This window comes from Achromobacter piechaudii NBRC 102461 (genome assembly GCF_001571245.1).
GTDB classification, from domain to species: Bacteria; Pseudomonadota; Gammaproteobacteria; order Burkholderiales; family Burkholderiaceae_B; genus Achromobacter; species Achromobacter piechaudii.
The window spans coordinates 189,374-210,896 of the sequence record NZ_BCTK01000005.1 but is presented as its reverse complement, the minus strand read 5'-3'; the positions used below and the strand labels follow the sequence as shown (position 1 = coordinate 210,896).

Genomic DNA, 21,523 nt, shown 5'->3' with positions numbered 1-21,523 from the left:
GTGAGCACCACCGTCCATCAGGCTTTCTGCGACACCGCCGCCCGTCATGGCGCCCAGCCCTTCCTGTGCATCCTGCCGGAAACCGCCGACGCCTACGGCATCGAGGCGGGCGAACTGAGCTACGCCCGCGCGGCCGACGCCGTCCAGACCTTGCGCGCCGCCTACGCGAACGCCGGCTACGGCCACGGCCACCGCGTGGGTCTGCTGCTGGAGAACCGTCCGTCCTTCTTCCTGCATTGGTTTGCGTTGAACGCGTTGGGCGTGTCGGTCGTGCCGATCAACCCGGACCTGCGCGCCGCCGAACTGGAATACCTGACCGGCCACTCCGAGATCGCGCTGGCGGTTGCGCTGCCGACCCGCCACGCCGATCTTTTGTCCGCCGCCGACCGCGCCGCGCGCCCGCTGCGGGTGATGGGGCCGGACGATGCGCCGCCCGCCGCCCCCTTCCCCGCCCCGCTGGCGGACGCCGCGCCCACTGAACTGACCGAATGCGCGTTGCTGTATACGTCGGGCACCACCGGTCGGCCGAAGGGCTGCATCCTGCCCAACCGCTATTTCCTGCACGCGGGCGGTTGGTACGCGCGCATCGGCGGGCTGGCGGCGCTGCGTCCCGGCCAGGAACGCATGCTGACGCCGCTGCCGCTGGTGCACATGAACGCCATGGCGTATTCGGCGATGGCCATGGTGCTGACGGGCGGCTGCCTGATTCCGCTGGACCGCTTCCATCCCAGGACGTGGTGGGACAGCGTGCGCGACTCCGGCGCGACGGTGCTGCATTACCTGGGCGTCATGCCCGCCATCCTGATGAAGGCCGCGCCGTCCGAACGCGACTTGCAACCGGCCATCCGCTTCGGCTTTGGCGCGGGCGTGGACCGCAAGCTGCACGCGCCCTTTGAAGCGCGCTTCGGCTTTCCCTTGCTGGAAGCCTGGGCGATGACCGAGACCGGCGCGGGCGCCGTCATCATCGCCAACCAGGAACCGCGCCACATCGGCACCAGCAGCTTCGGCCGCGAGGAAGGCGACGTAGAGGTGCGCATCGTGACGGACGCGGGCCAGCCCGCCGCCGTGGGCGAACATGGCGAATTGCTGGTGCGTCACGCGGGCGAGGATCCGCGCTACGGATTTTTCGCCGGCTATCTGAAAGACGAGGCCGCCACCGACGAAGCCTGGCAGGACGGCTGGTTCCATACCGGCGACATCGTGCGCCGCGAAGCCGACGGCGCGCTGCGCTTCGTGGACCGCAAGAAGAACGTGATCCGCCGCAGCGGCGAGAACATTTCGGCCGTGGAAGTGGAAAGCGTGTTGATGCAGCATCCGCTGGTCAAGGCGGTGGCCGTGGCCGCCGTGCCCGACCCGGTGCGCGGCGACGAAGTCCTGGCCTGCATCGTGCCGGAAACCCAGCCCGCCGACCCCGACGCCATGGCGCAGGCCGCGCAGGACATCGTGGCCTGGTGCCTGCAACAGCTGGCCTATTACAAGGCGCCCGGCTTTGTCGCCTTCGTGGACAGCCTGCCGCTGACGACAACCAACAAGATCCAGCGCGGCGAGATGAAAGCGCTGGCGCCGACCCTGCCCGGCAGCGCGCGCTGCATCGACACCAACGCCATGAAGAAACGCCAGGAGCCCGCCCGATGAGCCGCCTGGGCTATGACGGCATCGTGGCGGCGCTGCCCGTCACCATTCCGTATGAACGCTACAGCACCCACGCCGCTCATTGGTGGCTGGGCCGCGCGCTGGGCGCGCTGATCCGGCAGTCGGGCGTGGCCAAGCACGACATCGACGGGCTCTGCGTGTCCAGCTTCACGCTCGCGCCCGATACGGCGGTGGGCCTGGTCCAGCATCTGGGCATGAGCCCACGCTGGCTCGATCACATTCCCATGGGCGGGGCCAGCGGCGTGGCTGCCTTGCGCCGCGCGGCGCGCGCCGTGCAGGCGGGCGATGCCAACATCGTGGCCTGCATCGCGGGCGACACCAACCACGTGGACTCGTTCCGCAACACCATCAGCCAGTTCTCGCGCTTCGCGCAGGACGCCGTCTACCCCTACGGAGCGGGCGGCCCCAACGCCAGCTTCGCGCTGCTGACCGCTCACACCATGCGCGCCACCGGCGCCACGCGCGAGGACTTCGGCAAGCTATGCGTGGCGCAACGCGACAACGCGCTGCGCTATCCGCACGCGCTGATGAAAAAGCCGCTGACGCTGCGCCAATACCTGGAGGCGCGCGTCATCACCGACCCGATCCATCTGTTCGACTGCGTGATGCCGTGCGCGGGCGCGGACGCGTTCCTCGTCATGCGCGAAGCTCAGGCCCGCGCGCTGAACCTGCCTTACGCCCGCATCCTGTCCACCATCGAACGCCACAACGCCTGGATCGACGACCCCATCCAGACGCGCGGCGGCTGGACCATGGACGTGGACGAGCTCTACGGCCAGGCCAACGCCGCGCCGGCCGACATGGACTTCCTGCAAGCCTATGACGACTACCCCGTCATCAACCTGATGCAGATCGAAGACCTGGGCTTTTGCGACAAAGGCGGCGCGCCCGACTTCATCCGCGCCAACACGTTTACCGTGGATGGCAGCTTCCCCTTCAACACCAACGGCGGCCAGCTGTCGGTGGGCCAGGCCGGCGCCGCCGGCGGCTACCTGGGCATGGTCGAAGCGCTGCGCCAACTGAGCGGCACGGCGGGTGGCACGCAGGTGGCCGAGGCCCGCATCGGCATGGTCAGCGGATTCGGCATGATCAATTACGACCGCGGCCTGTGCACCGCCGCGGCCATCCTGGCAAGGAGCGACGCATGACCGAGCCACTGGCCAAGCCGCCCCGCAAGAACCCCGTAGCGCGCACGCGTCAGCCCACCTTGCCGCCCGGCTCGCGCAGCCGCACGGCGCTGGGCCTGACCGCCGCCGCCGCCGAGGGCCGCTTCGACTTGCAGACCTGCGCCGACTGCGGCGCGGTGCAGTATCCGCCGCGCGAGGTGTGCGGCCATTGCCTGTCCGAGCACCTGCCCTGGCGTCCCGCCGACCCCAACGGCAAGTTGCTGGTCAGCACCACCTTGCATCACAGCAACGACCTGTACTTCCGCGAACGCCTGCCCTGGCGCGTCGGCACGGTGGTGATGGACGCCGGCCCCAGCGTCGTCGCGCACGTCCACCAGGACTGCGCCGATGGCGACCGCGTGCGGCTGGCGCTGAAGCTGGACCGCAGCGGCCAGGCCGTGATGATCGCCCTGCCCGAAAGGAATACGCCGAACATGGAAGACGACAAGACCCTGCGCGAAACCTCGTGCGACCCGAAGTTCCGCCGCGCCCTGGTCACCGACGGCAAGTCCGCCGTAGGCCAGGCTGTGGCGCGCGCGCTGCTGGAGGCGGGCTGCCCCACGGTGTTCCTGGGCGATGCGCAAGCCTGGAAGCGCGACGCCGCCTTCGACGCACTGGTCCAGGACCCGCGCGTGCAGTCCGTAGCCCTGGACGTCACCGATTCCGATTCCGTCGAGCGGCTGGCGGCATCCATCGGCGGCAAGGTTGAGATCCTGGTGAACACGGCCGACCTGGAACGCGAAGGCGGCCTGCTCCATCGCAAGGACGTGAACACCGCGCGCGATGCCATGGACGTGAACGTGCTGGGGTTGATGCGGCTGGCGCAAAGCTTCGGGCCGGCCTTGTGCGGCCGCGCCGCCGATGGCGTGAACAGCGCCACCGCCTGGGTCAACGTGCTGTCCATCTATGCGCACATGAACCTGCCCTCGCGCGGGATGTGGTCGGCGTCCAAGGCGGCCGCGCTGTCGCTCGCCCAATGCCTGCGCGCGGAAATGCGCGGCGCGGGCGTGCGCGTGGTGAACGTGTTTCCGGGGCCGGTGGACCATGAATGGGAGCAGCGCACGCCGCCGCCGCGCGTGGCGCCCGCCGCCATCGCCGCCGCCATCGTGCGCGCGCTCAAGGACGGCATCGAAGACGTGTACGTGGGCGACGTGGCGCAGGAGTTTCGCGCGCGGCTGGCCGACAACCCCAAGGGACTGGAGCGCGAGCTGGGCGCCTGACGGCCCTGGCCCCGCCCCGCAAGCCTCTACGAATATCTCCCGCGCCTCGCTCCGGCGAGCGCGCCTATCATCAGGAGCCGCAGCATGAGCCAGAACATTCTTGCCCAATTCATGACGGAACTCGTCACCGGCCGCATCGGCCTGGTGGACCTGACCGAAACGCTGACGCCGGATTTTCCCACCATCGTCCTGCCGCCCGAATTTGGCCAGGCCTGGCCCTTCCGCATGGAAGAGATATCGCGCTATGACGAACGCGGCCCCGCCTGGTACTGGAACAACTTTTCGTGTTCCGAGCACACCGGCACGCACTTCGACGCGCCGGCCCACTGGGTCAGCGGCAAGGACCAGCCCGACAACACGGTCGACACCATTCCCATCGACGCCTTCATCGCCAGCGCCTGCGTCATCGACTGTTCCGCCGAAGCGCGCGACAACCCCGACTTCCTGCTGACCATCGACTTCGTCAAGGCGTGGGAGGAAAAGCATGGCCGCATCCCCGCGCGTTCGTGGGTGCTGATGCGCACCGACTGGTCCAAGCGTGCCAAGCCGGTTGAATACCTGAACATGCAGGAAGACGGCGCGCATTCGCCCGGCCCCGACGCGGACGTGGTGCCGTGGCTTATCAAGGAACGTGACGTGCATGGATTCGGCACGGAATCGGTGGGCACCGACGCGGGGCAGGCCCATCACCTGAACCCGCCCTACCCCTGCCACTACTACATGCACGGCAACAACCGCTACGGCTTGCAGTGCCTGACCAACCTGGACCAGCTGCCGCCAACCGGCGCGGTGATCTTCTCGGCGCCGCTGAAGATCCGCAGCGGCTCGGGCAGCCCGCTGCGCGTGCTGGCGCTGGCGCCGCGCGCCTGACCGATCCGGACGAACCACGGCACACTTCCCAAGGACACGCATGACACAAACAAACGTAGCGCTTGTGACCGGCGGCAGCGCCGGCATTGGCGCGGAGATCTGCCGCAACATGCTGGATGCCGGCTACGAAGTGATTTCGATGGCGCGCCGCGCCGCCGATTTCAGCCATCCCCGCCTGCACAAAATGCAGGTGGACCTGCTGGACGCCGAGGCCACCGCGCAGGCGGGCAAGGAAGCGGCATCCCGATTTCCGATCAGCCACGTTATCCACAACGCGGGCGTCATCTGGCCCAACCTGCTGCCGCAAGTCACGCAGGAAGAGCTGCACGGCCTGACGCAGATCCACCTGGGCGCGGCGATCAGCCTCGTGCAGGCCGCGCTGCCTGGCATGCAGGAACGCCACTTTGGCCGCATCGTGATGATGTCCTCGCGCGGCGCGCTGGGCCTGCCCACGCGCACCGCCTATTCGGCCACCAAGGCCGGCATGGTCGGCATGGCGCGCACCTGGTCGCTGGAGTTGGCGCCTTATGGCATCACCGTGAACGTGGTGGCGCCCGGACCGATCCAGACCGACATGTTCTACGAAGTGATCGAGCCGGGCAGCGAGCGCGAAAAGCAGTTGGCCAACGGCATTCCGGTCAAGCGCCTGGGCCGCTCGGATGACGTGGCGCGCGCCGTGATGTTCTTCGCGGATCCGGCCAACAGCTTCGTCACCGGGCAGACGCTGTTTGTCTGCGGCGGCGCCAGCGTCAGTTCCATCACCATCTGAGCGCCGTATGCCTGATGGATGCTTCGGGTTTTGACGGATAGGTAAGCATCTGTAGCCCGTCTACAGTGCTGATCCTTGCAGGTTAGAAATTTTAAGCAACAAGTAATTCCCGCTGTTCCCGTTTTCTCCGCTTTTCAGCTGCACCCCCACTCTGCTCCCCTATCCGGAGGTTTTGCCATGCTGTCGAAGAAACTCCCCCTGGCCGCGGCCGCCGCCGTCGCCGCCCTGTTCGCCCTGCCCGTGCTGGCGCAGGTCAAGGTTGGCGTCGTCACGTCTTCCACCGGTCCGACCGCGCTGGTCGGCATCCCGCAGAAGAACACTGTGCCGCTGCTGCCCAAGAAGATCGGCGACCTGACGGTGGAATACATTTCGCTGGACGACGCCAGCGATTCCACCAACTCGGTGACGGCATTCAAGAAGCTGATTTCGGAACAGAACGTGGACGCGCTGATCGGTCCGTCGGGCTCGCCCAACGCCATGGGCGTGATCCAGTTCGCCGCCGAGGCCGGCGTGCCGATGCTGGCGCCGGTGGGTACGGCGGCCGTGGTGCTGCCCATGAACGAGCAGAAGAAGTGGGTGTTCAAGACCACGCAGAACGACGACATCATCGCGCGCGCGCTGGTCGACCACATGGCCAAGACCGGCATCAAGACGGTCGGTTTCATCGGCCTGAACGATCCGTATGGCGAGAACTGGTACAAGGTTTTCTCGGGCCTGGCCGCCGAGAAGGGCATCAAGATCGCCGCCAACGAACGCTATCTGCGCTTTGACAGCTCGGTGACGGGCCAGGCGCTCAAGATCCTGGCCGCCAAGCCGGACGCCGTGCTGGTGGCCGCCCCGGGCGCGGCCAGCGTGCTGCCGCAGACCACGCTGTTCGATCAGGGCTACAAGGGCAAGTTCTATCAGACCCACGGCGCGGCGCTGCCTGACTTCCTGAAGCTGGGCGGCAAGAAGGTCGAAGGCACCGTGCTGGCCGCCAGCCTGATGCTGGTGCTGCCGGAAATGCCGGACAGCAATCCGTCCAAGAAGGTTGCCACCGACTACATCGCCGCGTATGAAAAGCTGAACGGCTCCAAGCCGGCCACCTTCGGCGCCAACGTCTACGACGCGGGCCTGCTGCTGGAAAAGGCCGTGCCGATCGCCGAGAAGGCCGGCAAGCCGGGCACCAAGGAGTTCCGCAGCGCCCTGCGCGACGCACTGGAACAGACCAAGGAGCTGGTGGGCACGCAAGGCGTCTACAACATGAGCGCCGCCGACCACAGCGGCTTCGATGACCGCGGCCGCGAGCTCATCACCGTCAAGGACGGCAACTGGACGCTCGTGAAGTAACGGCTTGGACTTGTTCGCATGAATGCTCAGATCGCCTTGATACTCGGGCAGGACGGCATCACCAACGGCGCGATCTATGCGTTGCTGGCGTTGTCGATCCTGCTGGTCTTCACCGTTACCCGCGTGCTGTTCATCCCCCAGGGCGAGTTCGTCGCCTTCGGCGCGCTGACCATGGCGGCCATCCAGGCCGGCAAGCCCGTGCTGCTGGTGTGGCTGCTGCTGGCGTTCGCGCTGGCCGAAGCCGTGGCCGACCTGATGGCGCGGGCCCGACGCCCGGGCCGTTCCCGTGGGCTTTGGCGCATCGCGGCCAAGGCGATCTACCCGCTGATCCTGGCGGGCCTGTTGTACCGCTTGCCGCTGGCGCAGCTGCCGATGGCCGTGCAAGCCCTGTTGACGCTGCTGCTGGTGGTGCCGATGGGGCCGCAGCTGTATCGGCTGTTCTACCAGCCGATCGCCTCGGCCTCGACGCTGGTGCTGCTGATCGTGTCGATCGCCGTGCACCTGGCGCTGGTCGGCCTGGGGCTGCTGGCCTTTGGCGCGGAAGGCGCGCGCACCGCGCCGTTCTCGGACGCCAGCCTGGCGCTGGGGCCCATCAACGTCAACAGCCAGGCCTTGTGGGTGGTGGCGGTATCGGCGGTGCTGATCATCGTGCTGTACCAGTTCTTTGAACGATCGATGTACGGCAAGGCGCTGCGCGCCGCGGCGTTCAACCGGCTGGGCGCGCGGCTGATGGGCATTTCGCCCATCTTCGCGGGCCGCGCCACGTTCTTTCTTGCCGCCTTGATCGGCACGGTGTCGGGGATACTCATCGCCCCCATCACCACCATGTATTTCGATTCCGGCTTCATGGTCAGTCTTAAAGGCTTCGTCGGCGCCATCATCGGCGGGCTGGTCAGCTACCCGCTGGCCGCCGCCGGCGCGGTGCTGGTCGGACTGATCGAAGCCTTCTCGTCGTTCTGGGCCAGCGCCTACAAGGAAATCATCGTCTTCACGCTGATCATCCCCGTGTTGCTCTGGCGCTCGTTGAAAAGCCATCACGTCGAGGAAGAAGACGAATGAATCCCCGCATCATCCTCGTCGCATTCCTGGCGCTGCTGGCCTTGGGGCCGCTGGCCCTGCCGCCGTTCTATGTGACCTTGCTGAACTACATCGGCCTGTACGCGCTGGTGGCGCTGGGCCTGGTGCTGCTGACCGGCGTGGGCGGCTTGACCAGCTTCGGCCAGGCCGCCTTCGTGGGCGTGGGCGCGTACACCACGGCGCTGCTGACCACCCGCGCCGATACGCTGCCGTCGTGGCTGGCGTGGCTGGGCGCGTCGCCCTGGCTGACGCTGCTGGCCGGCCTGGCGCTGACGCTGCTGATCGCCTATCTGCTGGGCGCGATCACGCTCAAGCTGTCGGGCCACTTCCTGCCGCTGGGCACCATCGCCTGGGGCCTGTCGCTGTACTTCGCGTTCGGTTCGGTCGAAGGGCTGGGCGGCCACACGGGCATTCCCGACATTCCGGCGATCAACCTGTTCGGCTGGACGCTGAACCAGGGCGGCAGCATCTATTACCTGATCTGGGCGTTCCTGCTGGTGGCGGTGTGGTCCACGCAGAATCTGCTGGATTCGCGCGAGGGCCGCGCCATCCGCGCGCTCAAGGGCGGCCGCGTGATGGCCGAATCCATGGGCGTGAACACGGCGCGCTCGCGCATGGTGATCTTCATCATCGCGGCGTTGCAGGCCTGCGCGTCGGGCTGGCTGTACGCGCACATGCAGCGCTTCGTGAACCCCAACCCCTTCGGCTTGCAGATGGGCATCGAATACCTGTTCATGACCGTGATCGGCGGCGCGGGACAGGTCTGGGGCGCGCTGGTGGGCGCGGGCGTGTTCACCGTGCTCAAACAATGGTTGCAGGATTGGTTGCCCAAGCTGCTGGGGCAGACCGGCAACTTTGAAGTCATCGTCTTCGGCTTCGGCATGGTGTTGTTGCTGCATCGCGCGCGTAGTGGTTTGTGGCCGGTGCTGACCCGCTGGATCCGGGTGAAAAAGGTAGTGCGCCGCGTCGACATGAACGCCGAACCGCTGCCGCGCAAGCCCATGCCCACGCGCGGCGAGGTGGTGCTCAAGGCCGTGGACGTCACGCGCAAGTTCGGCGGCCTGGTCGCCAACAATGCCATGAACCTGGAGATACGCGCGGGCGAAATCCTGGCGCTGATCGGCCCCAACGGCGCGGGCAAGAGCACGATGTTCAACCAGATTTCCGGGGTCGACACGCCCACTTCCGGGCAGGTCACGCTGCTGGGGCAGTCGGTGGCGGGCGCGGGCGCGCGCAAGATCGCGCGGCTGGGCTTGTCGCGCACCTTCCAACACGTGCGCCTGCTGGGCCGCATGAGCGTGCTGGAAAACGTGGCGATCGGCGCGCACCTGCGCGGCCATCGCGGCGTGCTGCCGGCCGCGTGGCGGCTGGATCGCGCCGAGGAAGCGCGGCTGCTGGCCGAAGCGGCGCGTCAGGTCGAACGCGTGGGGCTGGGCAAGCACCTGCACGACGAAGCCGGTTCGCTGGCGCTGGGGCAGCAACGCATCCTGGAAATCGCGCGCGCGCTGGCCTCCGACCCCTGCATCCTGCTGCTGGACGAACCGGCGGCCGGGCTGCGTTATCAGGAAAAGTGCGAACTGGCCGAACTGCTCAAGAAGCTGCGCTCGGAGGGCATGGCCATTTTGCTGGTGGAACACGACATGGACTTCGTGATGGGGCTGGTGGACCGCGTCGTGGTCATGGACTTTGGCGAGAAGATCGCCGAGGGCCTGCCCACCGAGATCCAGCACAACCCCGCAGTGCTTGAAGCCTATCTGGGCGGAGTGGAATGATGAGCGCGAATCTGCTGCAAGTGCGCGATCTGCGCGTGGCCTACGACAAGGTCGAAGCGGTGTCGGGCGTGAGCCTGACGGTGGGCGAAGGCCAGATCGTGACGGTGATCGGCCCCAATGGCGCGGGCAAGACCACCTTGCTGTCGGCCATCATGGGCGTGCTGCCCTCCAGCGGCCAGATCGAGTTTGGCGGCAAGCCGCAGGAACACGCCGAGATCGAGGAAATGGTGGCGGCCGGCATGAACCTGGTGCCCGAAAAGCGCGAGCTGTTCGCCGAAATGACAGTGCAGGACAACCTGATGCTGGGCGGCTTCCACCGCTTTCGCAGCGGCCTGCGCGATCAGGAACAGACCTTGGCGGAAGTGTATGAACTGTTTCCCCGCCTGAAGGAACGCCACGCGCAACTGGCGGGCACGCTATCGGGCGGTGAACGCCAGATGCTGGCCGTGGGCCGCGCGCTGATGGCCAAGCCGCGCCTGCTGATGCTGGACGAACCCAGCCTGGGGCTGGCGCCGCGTATCGTGCGCGAAGTGTTCAAGATCGTGGCGCGGCTGCGTGAAATGGGCGTGTCGATTCTGCTGATCGAACAGAATGCGCGCGCGGCGCTGCAAGTAGCCGACTACGCCTACGTGCTGGAGACGGGCACGGTCACGCTTGAAGGGCCGGCCGCGCAGGTCGCGGTGGACCCGCGCGTGGTCGAGATCTATCTGGGCCTGGGCCACGGCGCGGCCACGGCCTAAGCCACGCCGCGCCGTCGGTCGCGCCGATACAGCGCATAGCCCAGCGGCCACATCACCGCCACCATGAAGGTCGCCATGGGGTTGGTCAGCTTGTAGGCGCCCACCGCCGTGGGCACGCCCGAATGCTTCAGGTGCAGGCGAAAGCGCGTGTAGCGCGCCGCCGCCATGATGAATTCACGCGGCCGGAAACGGAAGAATTCCAGATGATGCTGGAGCATGTCCCAGGCCAGCAGGTACAGGCCCTGGGCATTGTTGCTGACCGAGACCGCGCCTTGCGACAGGCCCCCGGGCGTGTCGTGATAGGTGCGCACCACCCGGTTGATGAAGCGGCTGAGATAGCCGGCGCGCGCAATCGCCCACCACACCAGGCTTTCGGGCACGAAGCCGGCCACGTCTTCCGGAAACGGGTATTTGCGCAGGATGTCCGTGCGCATACAGCCGAATTTCTCGCCCTTGATGCGGTAGCGGAAATACACGTCCACCGCCGTGCTGTCGAACACGTCCTGCGGATAGCGGTCGCCAACGATGCTGCCATCGGGCCGCGCGCAAAGTCCCGTCACCGCCACGTAGGAATCGCGGCGCGTCGGGGGGATGGCGTCCCAGGCTTCCTTGAAGATGGCCAGCGCGTCGGGCGGCATTTCGTCGTCGCTGTCCAGGCCGACGATCATCTGGCCATTGGCTTCGCGCACGCCCCGATTGAACGCGGTCTTCTTGTGCTGGTTGTTCTGCCAGATATAGCGGATGGGAAAATCCGCGCGCGTCTGCCAGTCCAGGATGGACTCATGCGTGTTGTCGGTGGAGCCGTCGTCGACCACCACCCATTCGAAGTCCCTGAAGGTCTGCCGGGAAAGAGATTCGTACACCCGGTGCAGCGTACCCGCCCGGTTGTAGGTGGGCGTCAGAACGGTGAAAAACGTTGGTGTATCGGTCATGCCTGCTGTGCCCCTTTGCGATCTCCGTGCCACCGCTGCGGTCTTGGTCTGTCTGTTTTCGCCTGAAGTGTAGGGGATATGCCAACACTAACCGATGCCATCGCATTCAAATTTGCAATCAAATCTGTCAACCCATGCGCTTTTTAGGCAATATCGCGCTTATTCGTGCAAGTGGCGGCGTGCGCGAGTGGCGTAAACTCGTGCGGCCAAATCCGGAACGCCTATGGAAGCTTCGACCGTCCAGCTCAATGACATCGCCTTGTTTGTAGAGGTCGCCAAGCGCAAGAGCTTCAGCATGGCCGCGCGCGCGCTGGACATGCCCACGTCCACCTTGTCTCGGCGCATCAACGAGCTGGAACGCGCGATCGGCTTGCGGCTCATCAACCGCAACACGCGGCGGCTGGACCTGACCGAAGCGGGCGCGGCTTATATGCGCCGCTGCCAGGGCCTTATCGACGAGGCCCGCCTGGCGCATGAACAGCTGCTGTCGCTGTCCGGCGGCCCGTCCGGCAACCTGCGCGTGTCCATGCCGTACAGCCTGGCGATTTGGCTGCTGCCGGAAACCATCAAGGACTTCACTGACCGCTATCCGGACGTCGAATGCGAGTTCGACCTGAGCATGATGACCGCGTCCGACGCGCAGGGCACGCCGTTCGACGTGGTGCTGCGGTTTGGCCGCAACGCGGATTTTTCGGTCACGCCGACCGAGGCCATCAATGGCAATGGCGATAGCAATGGCGGCAGGTCAGCGCGGCCTGGCGGCGCCGTGGTGCAGGAACTGGTCTCGCTGGACAACCACCTGTATGCCTCCGACCGCTACCTGCAACGCCATGGCGAACCCAAGACGCCGGCCGACCTGACGCAGCACCAATGCCTGCGCACCACCATCGACGACGCGCATTCGCACTGGACGCTGCACAAGGGCGCGATCAGCGAAGTGGTGCCCGTCAGCGGCCATCTGGCCGCCAACAACATGAGCATCGCCGGCACGCTTGCCGGTCTGGACCTGGCCATTACCCGCATGCCGAACTGCCAGGCGCTGGACCCGATCATCAAGCGCAATTCGCTGCGGCGCGTGCTGCCGGGCTGGTCCGTAGACCCGATCTCGATCTTCGTCGTGTACCCGTCCAGCATCCAGCCGGCCAAGACACGCGCGTTCATGGACTTCATCAAGCCCAAGCTGGGCCCGGCGACCGAATAAAAAAATCCCCGCAAGGCTTGCGCCTTGCGGGGATTTTTCAAACCAAGAACGTCGATTAGACGCGCTTGATCTTTTCCAGCATCTTGAACACACCCTTGGGCGACTTGACGAACAAGCGCTTGAAGGCCTTGCCCAGGCAACGGCGTTCCAGGGTGTTACGACGCACGCGTTTGCGTTCAGCCATGTTGATTCTCCTGATGAATTTGCGGAAAAAAGTCACCGCACAACCGGGGATCAGGCTGGCGGAAAAAATTCGGATAACTTGGCATTTTAGCCTGAAAATTCGTGGCAGCGCCAATGGACGCGGTTTGAGCCTCCATGTGGCCGCCTTCAACCCGTCCCCGAAATACCTCTACCTGCCCTCGCCCGCCTCAGCCGGCCAGCGCCTTGAGCCGTTCCAGAACCTGCGGCGTGCGCGGCAGCGGATCGACCGCGCCATAGCCCAGGGTGGACAGCGCGGCGGCCGCGTTGGCGTAGCGCACGGCATCTTCCCAACTATCGCCCTGGCAGCGCCGCGCCATCAGGCTGCCCGCGAAGCAGTCGCCGGCCCCGGTGGCGTCCACCGCCTCGACGCGCAAGGCGGCCATAGGCACGCGGGTCTTGCCGTCGTCGATGATGGAGCCGTCCTTGCCCAGCTTCAACACGACCACGCCGGTCGCGCCGCCGTCACGAATCCAGTCCAGCGTGCGTTCGGGGTCGTCGTTGCCGGTCATGTGCTGCATATCGTCCATGCTGGGCAGGAACAGATCGGCCTGGCGCATGGTTTCGCGCAGGATGGCGCGCGCGCGGTCGACGGGCCACAGGCGCAGGCGCAGGTTTGAATCCAGGCTGACCTGTGTGCCCGCTGCGCGGGCGCGTTCGATGGCGGCGAATACCGTGTCGCAGGCGCTGGTGCTGATGGCCATGCTGATGCCCGAGACGTGCAGGAAGCGGCTGCGTTCGATCAGCCCGCTTTCCAGCAGCGCCGGCGTCATCAGGCTGGCGGCCGAGCCCCGGCGCAGATAGCTGAACGCGTGGCCGTCCGGGCCGTGCTGCACGAAATACAGGCCGGTGTGGGCGTCGCCGTCGACCTGCACGCCCGAGGTGTCCACCCCTTCGGCCTTCCAGAGATCCAGGAACTGCGCGCCGAAGGCGTCGTTGCCGACCCGCGTCAGATAGGCGCAGCGCGCGCCCTGGCGGGCCGCCGCGATGACGGCGTTGGACGTATCGCCGCCAAAGCCTTGCAGGTATTGCAGCTGGCCCTTGTGGGTCTGGTTCAGCTCGACCAGCGGCTCACCCAGCGCAACGATGTCGAAGTCAGCCATGAGAAGCCTCCAGGGTGCGGGTGATCTGGGCGACCAGGGCGGCGGTATCGCGCGCGGCGAAGGCGGCCTTGTCGTAGAGGTTGCTGCCGATGCCCACCAGGGCCGCGCCAGCCGCGAAATACGTGCTCATGTTGTCCTGCGTGACGCCGCCCGTCGGGCAGAAGATGGTGTCGGGAAAGACGGACTTGAGCGCGGCCAGGTGCTTGGGGCCGCCGGTGTCGGCCGGGAACACCTTGACCACGTCCACGCCCGCGCGCCGGGCCGCCAGCACTTCGGTGGGCGTGAAGGCGCCCAACAGGCACAAGGCGTCGGCGGCGTGGGCCAGGTCGACGATCTCGGTGGCCAGGGCGGGCGACACCAGGAAATCGGCGCCGGCCACCAGCGCTTCGCGCGCCTGGGTTTCGTCCAGCACGGTACCCACGCCCAGCAGCAGGCTGGAGCCGTGCTTGTCGCGCAGCGCGCGCACCAGGTCGGTCACGCCGGGTATCGTCCAGGTCAATTCCAGCGTGGTGCAGCCGGCCGCCACGGCCACTTCGGCGGCATAGGCGGCGGTGGCGGCATCGGTGTAGCGCAGGACGGGGACGACCCGGGCCGCCAGCAAGGCGGACAGCTTGGACGCGAGGGGGGCAGATGCGGTCATGGAATTCCTCTGAGGCTGACGGTCAGGCGCCGCCGGTGGTCACCGGCAACACGGCAAGTTTGGCTGCGGCGGCATCGCGCAGCCGCAGCAAGGGGTCGATGTAGGCGGTTTGCGGGTTGTCCTGGCGCCGGAACAACAGCGTGCTGACGCTGACGCCCGCCACCGGGCGGCCGGACGCGTCGCAAAGCGCGACGCCGTAACAGACGATACCGGCTTCGTTTTCTTCGTCGTCCATGGCGTAGCCGCGCCCTCGGGCTTCATCCAGCACCGCCCGCAACGCGGGCAGGCTGGTGACGGTGCCGGGCATGCGCGCCGGCAGCGGCAGGCTGCGCAACAGCTGTTCGCGCGGGGCTTCGTCCAGCGCGGCCAGGTAGGCCTTGCCCACGGCGCTGGAATGCAGCGCCACGGAAGCGCCCACCCGCGACACCATGCGCACGGGGCCGGGGCTTTCCAGCTTGTCGATATAGATCATTTCGTGGCCCGCCGGCACGGCCAGGTGGACCGTTTCGCCGGTGGCGTCGCGCAGGGCTTGCAGGTCGGGCGCCAGCGCGGCGCGCAGGTCGAACTGGGACCACGCGCGGCTGGCCAGCGACATCAAACGCGTGCCCAGGCGATACGCGCCACCCGTTTCCGCCACCATGCCCTGCTCGGCCAGCGCGGCCACGATGCGGTAGACGGTGGGGCGGGGATAGCCGCAGCTGCGCGCCAGCGCGGCGGCCGTGGGCGGTTCGGGCGCATCGGCCACCGCTTGCAACACGGCCATGAATTTTGCGAATGCCGCGGCGCCCGCGACCTTGGTTTCCGACAAGAACGTCCCCAGATAAGAACCCTGCGCCGTTAAGAGCATTACGAAGAAACGCACAGATTCGCAATGCCGACAGCACGAAATTCAGACGAATCTGCGATACTGTTTATTTGTACAGCAACCTGGCCTAGCGCTGTCCACAATATGGACATGCGGTTCACAATATAGGCAATTATTCCATATCGGCGCGCTTGGAACCAGCGATGGCTTATCGCCCGGGCAGCCGCCTTCCCTCAGGCTACGATACCGTCCATGAGCTCCCAAATCCGCATCGTTGGCGCACGCCAGAACAACCTCAAAAACCTGGACCTGACCCTCGCCACCGGGGAATTGGTCGTCGTGACCGGCGTGTCGGGATCCGGCAAAAGCTCGCTGGCGTTCGACACCCTGTACGCCGAGGGCCAACGGCGCTACGTGGAAACCTTCTCGCCCTATGCGCGCCAGTTCCTGGACCGCATGGACAAGCCGCAGGTGGACCGCATCGAAGGCATCCTGCCCGCCATCGCCATCGACCAGACCAACCCGGTGCGCAGCTCGCGCAGCACGGTCGGCACGATGACCGAACTGAACGACCACCTGAAATTGTTGTTCGCGCGCGGCGCGCGCCTGTACTGTCGCGGCTGCGGCAAGCTGGTGCGGCGCGACACGCCCGAATCCGTCTACCACTCGCTGGCCGAACGCGCCGCCGTGGCCGGCGATCCGCGCCTGGTGGTGACCTTCCCCATCGCCGTGCCCGCCAACTTCACCGAAGAAGAAGTGCGCGGCTTTCTTGAGCAGCAGGGCTACACCCGCGTGCACGCCGAGGAAACCGCCGTGCCGCGCGCCACGCTCGCCAAAGGCGCCAAGGCAGCCAAGGGCGCCAAGAAGGGCAAGGCCGCCCAGGACGCCGGCGAAGAACGCCGAATCCTGCACGTCATCCAGGACCGCTTCCGCTTCGCCGGCACCGAACGCGAACGCATCATGGAAGCGCTGGACACGGCGCTGCGCATGGGCGCCGGCCATCTGGCCGTCTACGTCATGAACGCCGAGGGCGAGAACGCGGACATCTGGAAGTACAGCGACCGCCTGCACTGCGCCGACTGCAATATCGAATACACCGACCCGCTGCCCAGCAGCTTCTCGTTCAATTCGCCGCTGGGCGCCTGCGAGGCGTGCCGGGGCTTTGGCCGCGTGATCGGCATCGACTTCGGCCTGGTCATCCCCGACGAAAACAAGACCTTGATGGAAGGCGCGATCAAGCCGTGGACCACGCCGTCCTACAAGGAATGCCAGGACGAGCTGCAAAAATACGCCCCGCGCGCCGGCGTGCCGCTGGGTGTGCCCTGGAAAAGCCTCAGCGAAGAACACAAGCGCTGGGTGCTGTACGGTACGCCCGACTGGAAGGGCGGCAACGACGCCTGGAAGCATCAGTGGTACGGCGTGCAGCGCTTCTTCGACTGGCTCGAAACCAAGGCGTACAAGATGCACGTGCGCGTGCTGCTGTCCAAGTACCGCAGCTACACGCCCTGCCCCACCTGCAATGGCGCGCGCCTCAAGCCCGACGCGCTGCTGTGGCGCCTGGGCACCCGTGAAGAAGCCGACACCGTGCTGCCGCCCGAAGATGGCCGCTATCAGCGCTTCATGCCCGTGGGCGCCAATTGGACGCGTGATCAGCTGAACCATCTGGGCGGCCTGTCGATCCACGACGTGATGCTGCTGCCCATCGAACGGGTGCGGCGTTTCTTTGACGAGCTGTCCTTCTCGGGCGCGCTGGACGCAGCCACCGACCTGCTCATGACCGAGGTGCGCGCGCGCCTGAAATTCCTGTGCGACGTGGGCCTGGGCTACCTGACGCTGGACCGCCAGAGCCGCACGCTGTCGGGCGGCGAAGTGCAGCGGATCAACCTGACCACCGCGCTGGGCACGTCGCTGGTGAACACGCTTTTCGTGCTGGATGAACCTTCGATCGGCCTGCACCCGCGCGACATGCACCGCGTGGTGGAAGTCATGCACCGGCTGCGCAACGCCGGCAACACGCTGGTGGTGGTCGAACACGATCCGCAGGTGATGGTCGCTGCCGACCGCATCATCGACATCGGCCCCGGCCCGGGCGAACGCGGCGGCTACATCGTCTTTGACGGCACGCCCAAGCAATTGCGCGCAGCCGAAACGCTGACGGGCAACTACCTGGGCGGGCGTCAGCGCGTGGAAGCGCCGCGCCCCATGCCGGTGGCGGCGAACACGCCGCGCCTGCTGCTGGAAGGCGTCAGTGCGCACAACCTGAAGAACGTATCCGTCGAGCTGCCGCTGGGCCGGCTGGTCTGCGTGACCGGTGTGTCCGGCTCGGGCAAATCCACGCTGGTGCAAGACGTGCTGTACCCCGCGCTGCTCAAGCAAAAGGGCAAGCCGTCGGAAACGCCGGGCGCGTTCGAGCGCCTGCTGGGCGCGGAACAGATCGCCGACGTGGTCATGGTGGACCAGACGCCCATCGGCAAGACGGCGCGTTCGAACCCCGCCAGCTACGTGGGCGCATTCGACGCCATCCGCAAGCTGTTCGCGCAGGCCCCGCTGGCGCGCGAACGCGCCTACACGGCCGGCACGTTCAGCTTCAACGGCGGCGACGGACGCTGCCCGACCTGCGGCGGCACGGGCTTCGAACACGTCGAGATGCAGTTCCTGTCCGACGTCTACCTGCGCTGCCCCGACTGCGACGGCAAGCGCTTCCGCCCCGAAGTGCTGGAAGTGCGCGTCGAACACCTGGGCAAGAGCGCGTCGATTGACGAAGTGCTGGCCATGACGGTCAGCGAAGCGCTCGACTTCTTCAAGGGCCTGCGCGACGTGCAGACCGGCCTGGCGCCACTGGCCGACGTGGGCCTGGAATACGTGCGGCTGGGCCAGCCCGTGCCCACCCTGTCCGGTGGCGAGGCCCAGCGCCTGAAGCTGGCCGGCCATCTGGCCGAAGCCGCCCGCAGCGGTATTTCCACCGCCAAGGTCGCCAAGAAGGGCAGCCTGTTCCTGTTCGACGAACCCACCACCGGCCTGCACTTCGACGACGTCGCGCGCCTGATGCGCGCCTTCCGCAAGCTGCTGGCCGCTGGCCACACGCTGCTGGTCATCGAGCACAACCTGGACGTGATCCGCGCGGCCGACTGGCTGATCGACCTGGGCCCCGAAGGCGGCGACGCCGGCGGCCTGCTCATCGGCGTGGGCACGCCGCAGGACCTGATGGACAACCCCAAGTCGCACACGGGCGCGGCCCTGCGCGATTACGAAGTCAGCATCCTGCCGGCTGACGTGGCGGTCACCAGCGATATCGACGCGCAAGAAGTGGAGCAGGCCGGCCTGACGGCCCGCATCGCCGAACCCGCCGCCAGCTACGACGCGGCCAGCGGCGCAGGCGAAGGCAGGCCGCTGCAATCCGTGATGCGCGCGCGCCGCCAGGGCAACATGGCGATCGAGATCCGCAACGCGCGCGAACACAACCTGAAGAACATCAGCGTTGAAATTCCGCATGACAAGTTCACCGTGATCACCGGCGTGTCCGGCTCGGGCAAATCGACGCTGGCCTTTGACATCCTGTTCAACGAAGGCCAGCGGCGCTACCTGGAATCGCTGAACGCCTACGCGCGCGCCATCGTGCAGCCGGCCGGCAAACCCGACGTGGATGCCATCTTCGGCATTCCGCCCACCGTCGCCATCGAACAGCGCACCAGCCGGGGCGGACGCAAGTCCACCGTGGCCACGATGACGGAAATCCACCATTTCCTGCGCCTGCTGTATGTGAAGCTGGGCACGCAGTACTGCCCGGATTGCAACGTGGCCGTCGAACCGCAGAACACCGACCAGATCGTGGCCCGCCTGCTGCGCGACCACAAGGGCGTGCACATCGGCTTGCTGGCCCCGCTGGTCACCGCGCGCAAGGGCTATTACACGGACCTGGCCAAATGGGCCGGCTCCAAGGGCCATAGCCACCTGCGCGTGGACGGCGAGTTCATCCCCGTGGCCCCGTGGCCGCGCCTGGACCGCTACAAGGAACACACCATCGAACTGCCCGTAGCGGACGTCGTCGTGGACCCGGCCAACGAAGCGGACCTGCGCGCCGCCGTCAAGAGCGCGCTGGAAAACGGCCAGGGCGTGATGTCGGTGGTATGGCCCGTGAACAAGCTGCACGAAGCGCTGAACAGCGAATTGCAGCAGCAGCATTTTTCGGTCAAGCGCGCGTGCCCGTCCTGCGGCACGAGCTTTCCTGAACCGGATCCGCGCCTGTTCTCGTACAACTCCAAGCATGGATGGTGCACGGGCTGCTACGGCACGGGCCTGCAATTGCAGGGCTTTGACGAAGAACAGACCGGCGAGGAAACCGCCTGGAACGCCTGGTATGAAGGCGAGACCAAGGCGTGCACGCAGTGCGACGGGCAACGGCTGAACCGCGTGGCGCGCGCCGTGCGCTGGCGCGACAAGTCCATTGCCGAGCTGGCCTCGCTGCCGGTGTCGGACGCGCACACCTTCTTCACCGGCCTGGTGGCGCGCGGCCGCGAAGGCGAGATCGCCCGCGACATCCTGACCGAAATCCGCGGCCGCCTGAACTTCATGCAGGAAGTGGGCCTGAACTATCTGGCACTGGACCGCGCCGCGCCCACGCTGTCTGGCGGCGAAGCGCAGCGCATCCGGCTGGCCGCGCAGCTCGGCTCCAACCTGCAAGGCGTCTGCTACGTGCTGGACGAACCGACCATCGGCCTGCACCCGCGCGACAACCGCATCCTGCTCGATGCGCTGGCGCGCCTGGAAGGCAACGGCAACACGCTGGTGGTGGTGGAACATGACGACGACACGATCCGCCGCGCCTCGCACGTGATCGACATCGGACCGGGCGCGGGCATCCGTGGCGGCCGCGTCGTGGCGCAAGGCACCGTGCAGGACGTGATGGATGCGCCCGAATCGGTCACGGGCCGCTATCTGAAAACACCGCTGGCGCATCCGTTGCAGGGCCGCCGTCCGGTCGAGGCCGACACGCCCATGATCGAGATCCGGGGCGCACGCCTGCACAACCTGCGCAGCGTGGACGCCAAGATTCCGGTGGGCCGTTTGAGCGTGGTGACCGGCGTGTCCGGCTCGGGCAAGTCAACGCTGGCGCGCGAAGTGTTGCTGGACAACCTGACCCAGGCCGTGTCGCAAGGCAAGTCTCCGGGCTGGGCGGGTTGCGAGAGCATCAAGGGCTGGGAAGCCATCGACCGCGTGCTGGAAGTGGACCAGACCCCCATCGGCAAGACGCCGCGCTCATGCCCGGCCACGTATGTGGGCTTCTGGGACGACGTGCGCAAGCAGTTCGCCGACACCCGCGAAGCCCGCATGCGCGGCTGGACGGCGGCGCGCTTCTCGTTCAATACCGGCGACGGCCGCTGCCCCATCTGCGAAGGCCAGGGCATGCGCACCATCGAAATGAACTTCCTGCCCGACGTCAAAGTGCCTTGCGACGCGTGCAATGGCGCGCGCTTCAACAGCGACACACTCAGCGTGCAGATGCGGGGCAAGAACGCGGGCGAGCTGCTGTCCATGGAAGTGGACGATGCCATCGGCTACTTCGCCGCGCATCCCAAGATCCACCGCCCGCTGCAACTGATGCAGGACGTGGGCCTGGGCTACCTGACGCTGGGCCAGCCCTCGCCCACGCTGTCCGGCGGCGAGGCGCAGCGCATCAAGCTGGTGACCGAGCTGTCCAAGGCGCGCCTGACCGACGGCCTGATCAAGACCGGCCGCGCCTCGCGCATCCCGCACACGCTGTACGTGCTGGACGAGCCGACCGTGGGCTTGTCGATGGCCGACGTCGAAAAGCTGATCCATGTGCTGCATCGGCTGGTGGAAGCCGGCAATACCGTGGTCGTGATCGAGCATAATCTGGACGTCATCGCCGAAGCCGACTGGCTGCTGGACCTGGGCCCCGAAGGCGGCACGGGCGGCGGCCAGCTGGTTGCCGAAGGCTCGCCGGAACATGTGATGACCCTGGCCGACCACTCCCATACCGGACGCGTCCTGACGGAATTCCTGGCACATCAACAACCGTAGCAA

At 66.7% G+C, this 21,523-nt stretch carries 16 protein-coding genes; 11 read left to right on the top strand and 5 right to left on the bottom strand.

Going from position 1 to position 21,523, the window contains the following annotated elements:
• From API01S_RS07600 to API01S_RS07560, 9 genes are all read left to right on the top strand, one after another.
• Positions 1-1,635, top strand: coding sequence for an AMP-binding protein (locus API01S_RS07600; RefSeq protein ID WP_061304065.1), 1,635 nt, complete (start codon positions 1-3; stop codon positions 1,633-1,635).
• A complete protein-coding gene (locus tag API01S_RS07595; protein WP_061304063.1) occupies positions 1,632-2,801 on the top strand; it encodes a thiolase family protein in 1,170 nt (389 codons plus the stop codon). The genes API01S_RS07600 and API01S_RS07595 overlap by 4 nt, the downstream gene beginning before the upstream one ends.
• The gene (locus tag API01S_RS07590) at positions 2,798-4,039 is read left to right on the top strand and encodes an SDR family NAD(P)-dependent oxidoreductase (RefSeq protein ID WP_061304061.1); all 1,242 of its coding nucleotides are present in this window, start codon (positions 2,798-2,800) and stop codon (positions 4,037-4,039) included. Before API01S_RS07595 ends, API01S_RS07590 begins: the two co-directional genes overlap by 4 nt.
• Before the next feature lie 84 nt (positions 4,040-4,123).
• Entirely contained in the window at positions 4,124-4,909 is a 786-nt protein-coding gene (locus API01S_RS07585; protein ID WP_061304059.1) for a cyclase family protein, read from the top strand.
• A gap of 40 nt (positions 4,910-4,949) precedes the next feature.
• On the top strand, positions 4,950-5,678 hold the full coding sequence (locus tag API01S_RS07580; RefSeq protein ID WP_061304056.1) for an SDR family NAD(P)-dependent oxidoreductase: 729 nt from the start codon (positions 4,950-4,952) through the stop codon (positions 5,676-5,678).
• Between the two features lie 177 nt (positions 5,679-5,855).
• Positions 5,856-7,007 carry an ABC transporter substrate-binding protein gene (locus tag API01S_RS07575; RefSeq protein ID WP_006217630.1) on the top strand — a complete coding sequence of 384 codons (1,152 nt, stop codon included), beginning with the start codon at positions 5,856-5,858 and terminating at the stop codon, positions 7,005-7,007.
• 18 nt (positions 7,008-7,025) lie between these two features.
• On the top strand, positions 7,026-8,066 hold the full coding sequence (locus API01S_RS07570; protein ID WP_006217629.1) for a branched-chain amino acid ABC transporter permease: 1,041 nt from the start codon (positions 7,026-7,028) through the stop codon (positions 8,064-8,066).
• Positions 8,063-9,856 (top strand): branched-chain amino acid ABC transporter ATP-binding protein/permease, encoded by a 1,794-nt coding sequence (locus API01S_RS07565; protein ID WP_061304054.1) that lies wholly within the window; start codon positions 8,063-8,065, stop codon positions 9,854-9,856. Before API01S_RS07570 ends, API01S_RS07565 begins: the two co-directional genes overlap by 4 nt.
• Complete coding sequence (locus API01S_RS07560) at positions 9,856-10,596, top strand: ABC transporter ATP-binding protein (RefSeq protein WP_039882792.1); 741 nt, start codon at positions 9,856-9,858, stop codon at positions 10,594-10,596. Before API01S_RS07565 ends, API01S_RS07560 begins: the two co-directional genes overlap by 1 nt.
• Here API01S_RS07560 and API01S_RS07555 read toward each other — a convergent pair.
• Entirely contained in the window at positions 10,593-11,528 is a 936-nt protein-coding gene (locus API01S_RS07555; protein WP_006217626.1) for a glycosyltransferase family 2 protein, read from the bottom strand. The genes API01S_RS07560 and API01S_RS07555 overlap by 4 nt on opposite strands.
• 223 nt (positions 11,529-11,751) lie before the next feature.
• On the opposite strand from API01S_RS07555, the gene API01S_RS07550 reads away from it, so the two are divergent.
• Positions 11,752-12,729, top strand: a complete 978-nt coding sequence (locus API01S_RS07550; RefSeq protein WP_006217625.1) for a LysR family transcriptional regulator — start codon at positions 11,752-11,754, stop codon at positions 12,727-12,729.
• A 55-nt stretch (positions 12,730-12,784) separates the two neighbouring features.
• Here the strand turns inward: API01S_RS07550 and API01S_RS29495 are convergent, their stop codons facing one another.
• The 4 genes from API01S_RS29495 to API01S_RS07535 form a co-directional block, all read right to left on the bottom strand.
• Positions 12,785-12,913 (bottom strand): hypothetical protein, encoded by a 129-nt coding sequence (locus API01S_RS29495; protein ID WP_006226408.1) that lies wholly within the window; start codon positions 12,911-12,913, stop codon positions 12,785-12,787.
• A gap of 187 nt (positions 12,914-13,100) precedes the next feature.
• Complete coding sequence (locus API01S_RS07545) at positions 13,101-14,033, bottom strand: sugar kinase (protein ID WP_050728039.1); 933 nt, start codon at positions 14,031-14,033, stop codon at positions 13,101-13,103.
• Positions 14,026-14,673 (bottom strand): bifunctional 4-hydroxy-2-oxoglutarate aldolase/2-dehydro-3-deoxy-phosphogluconate aldolase, encoded by a 648-nt coding sequence (locus tag API01S_RS07540; protein ID WP_061304052.1) that lies wholly within the window; start codon positions 14,671-14,673, stop codon positions 14,026-14,028. The genes API01S_RS07545 and API01S_RS07540 overlap by 8 nt, the downstream gene beginning before the upstream one ends.
• Positions 14,674-14,695: 22 nt before the next feature.
• Entirely contained in the window at positions 14,696-15,520 is an 825-nt protein-coding gene (locus tag API01S_RS07535; protein ID WP_006217621.1) for an IclR family transcriptional regulator, read from the bottom strand.
• Between the two features lie 210 nt (positions 15,521-15,730).
• Here API01S_RS07535 and uvrA point away from each other — a divergent pair, with 210 nt between their 5' ends.
• The gene (gene uvrA, locus API01S_RS07530) at positions 15,731-21,520 is read left to right on the top strand and encodes an excinuclease ABC subunit UvrA (RefSeq protein ID WP_061304050.1); all 5,790 of its coding nucleotides are present in this window, start codon (positions 15,731-15,733) and stop codon (positions 21,518-21,520) included.
• Positions 21,521-21,523 lie beyond the last annotated feature (3 nt).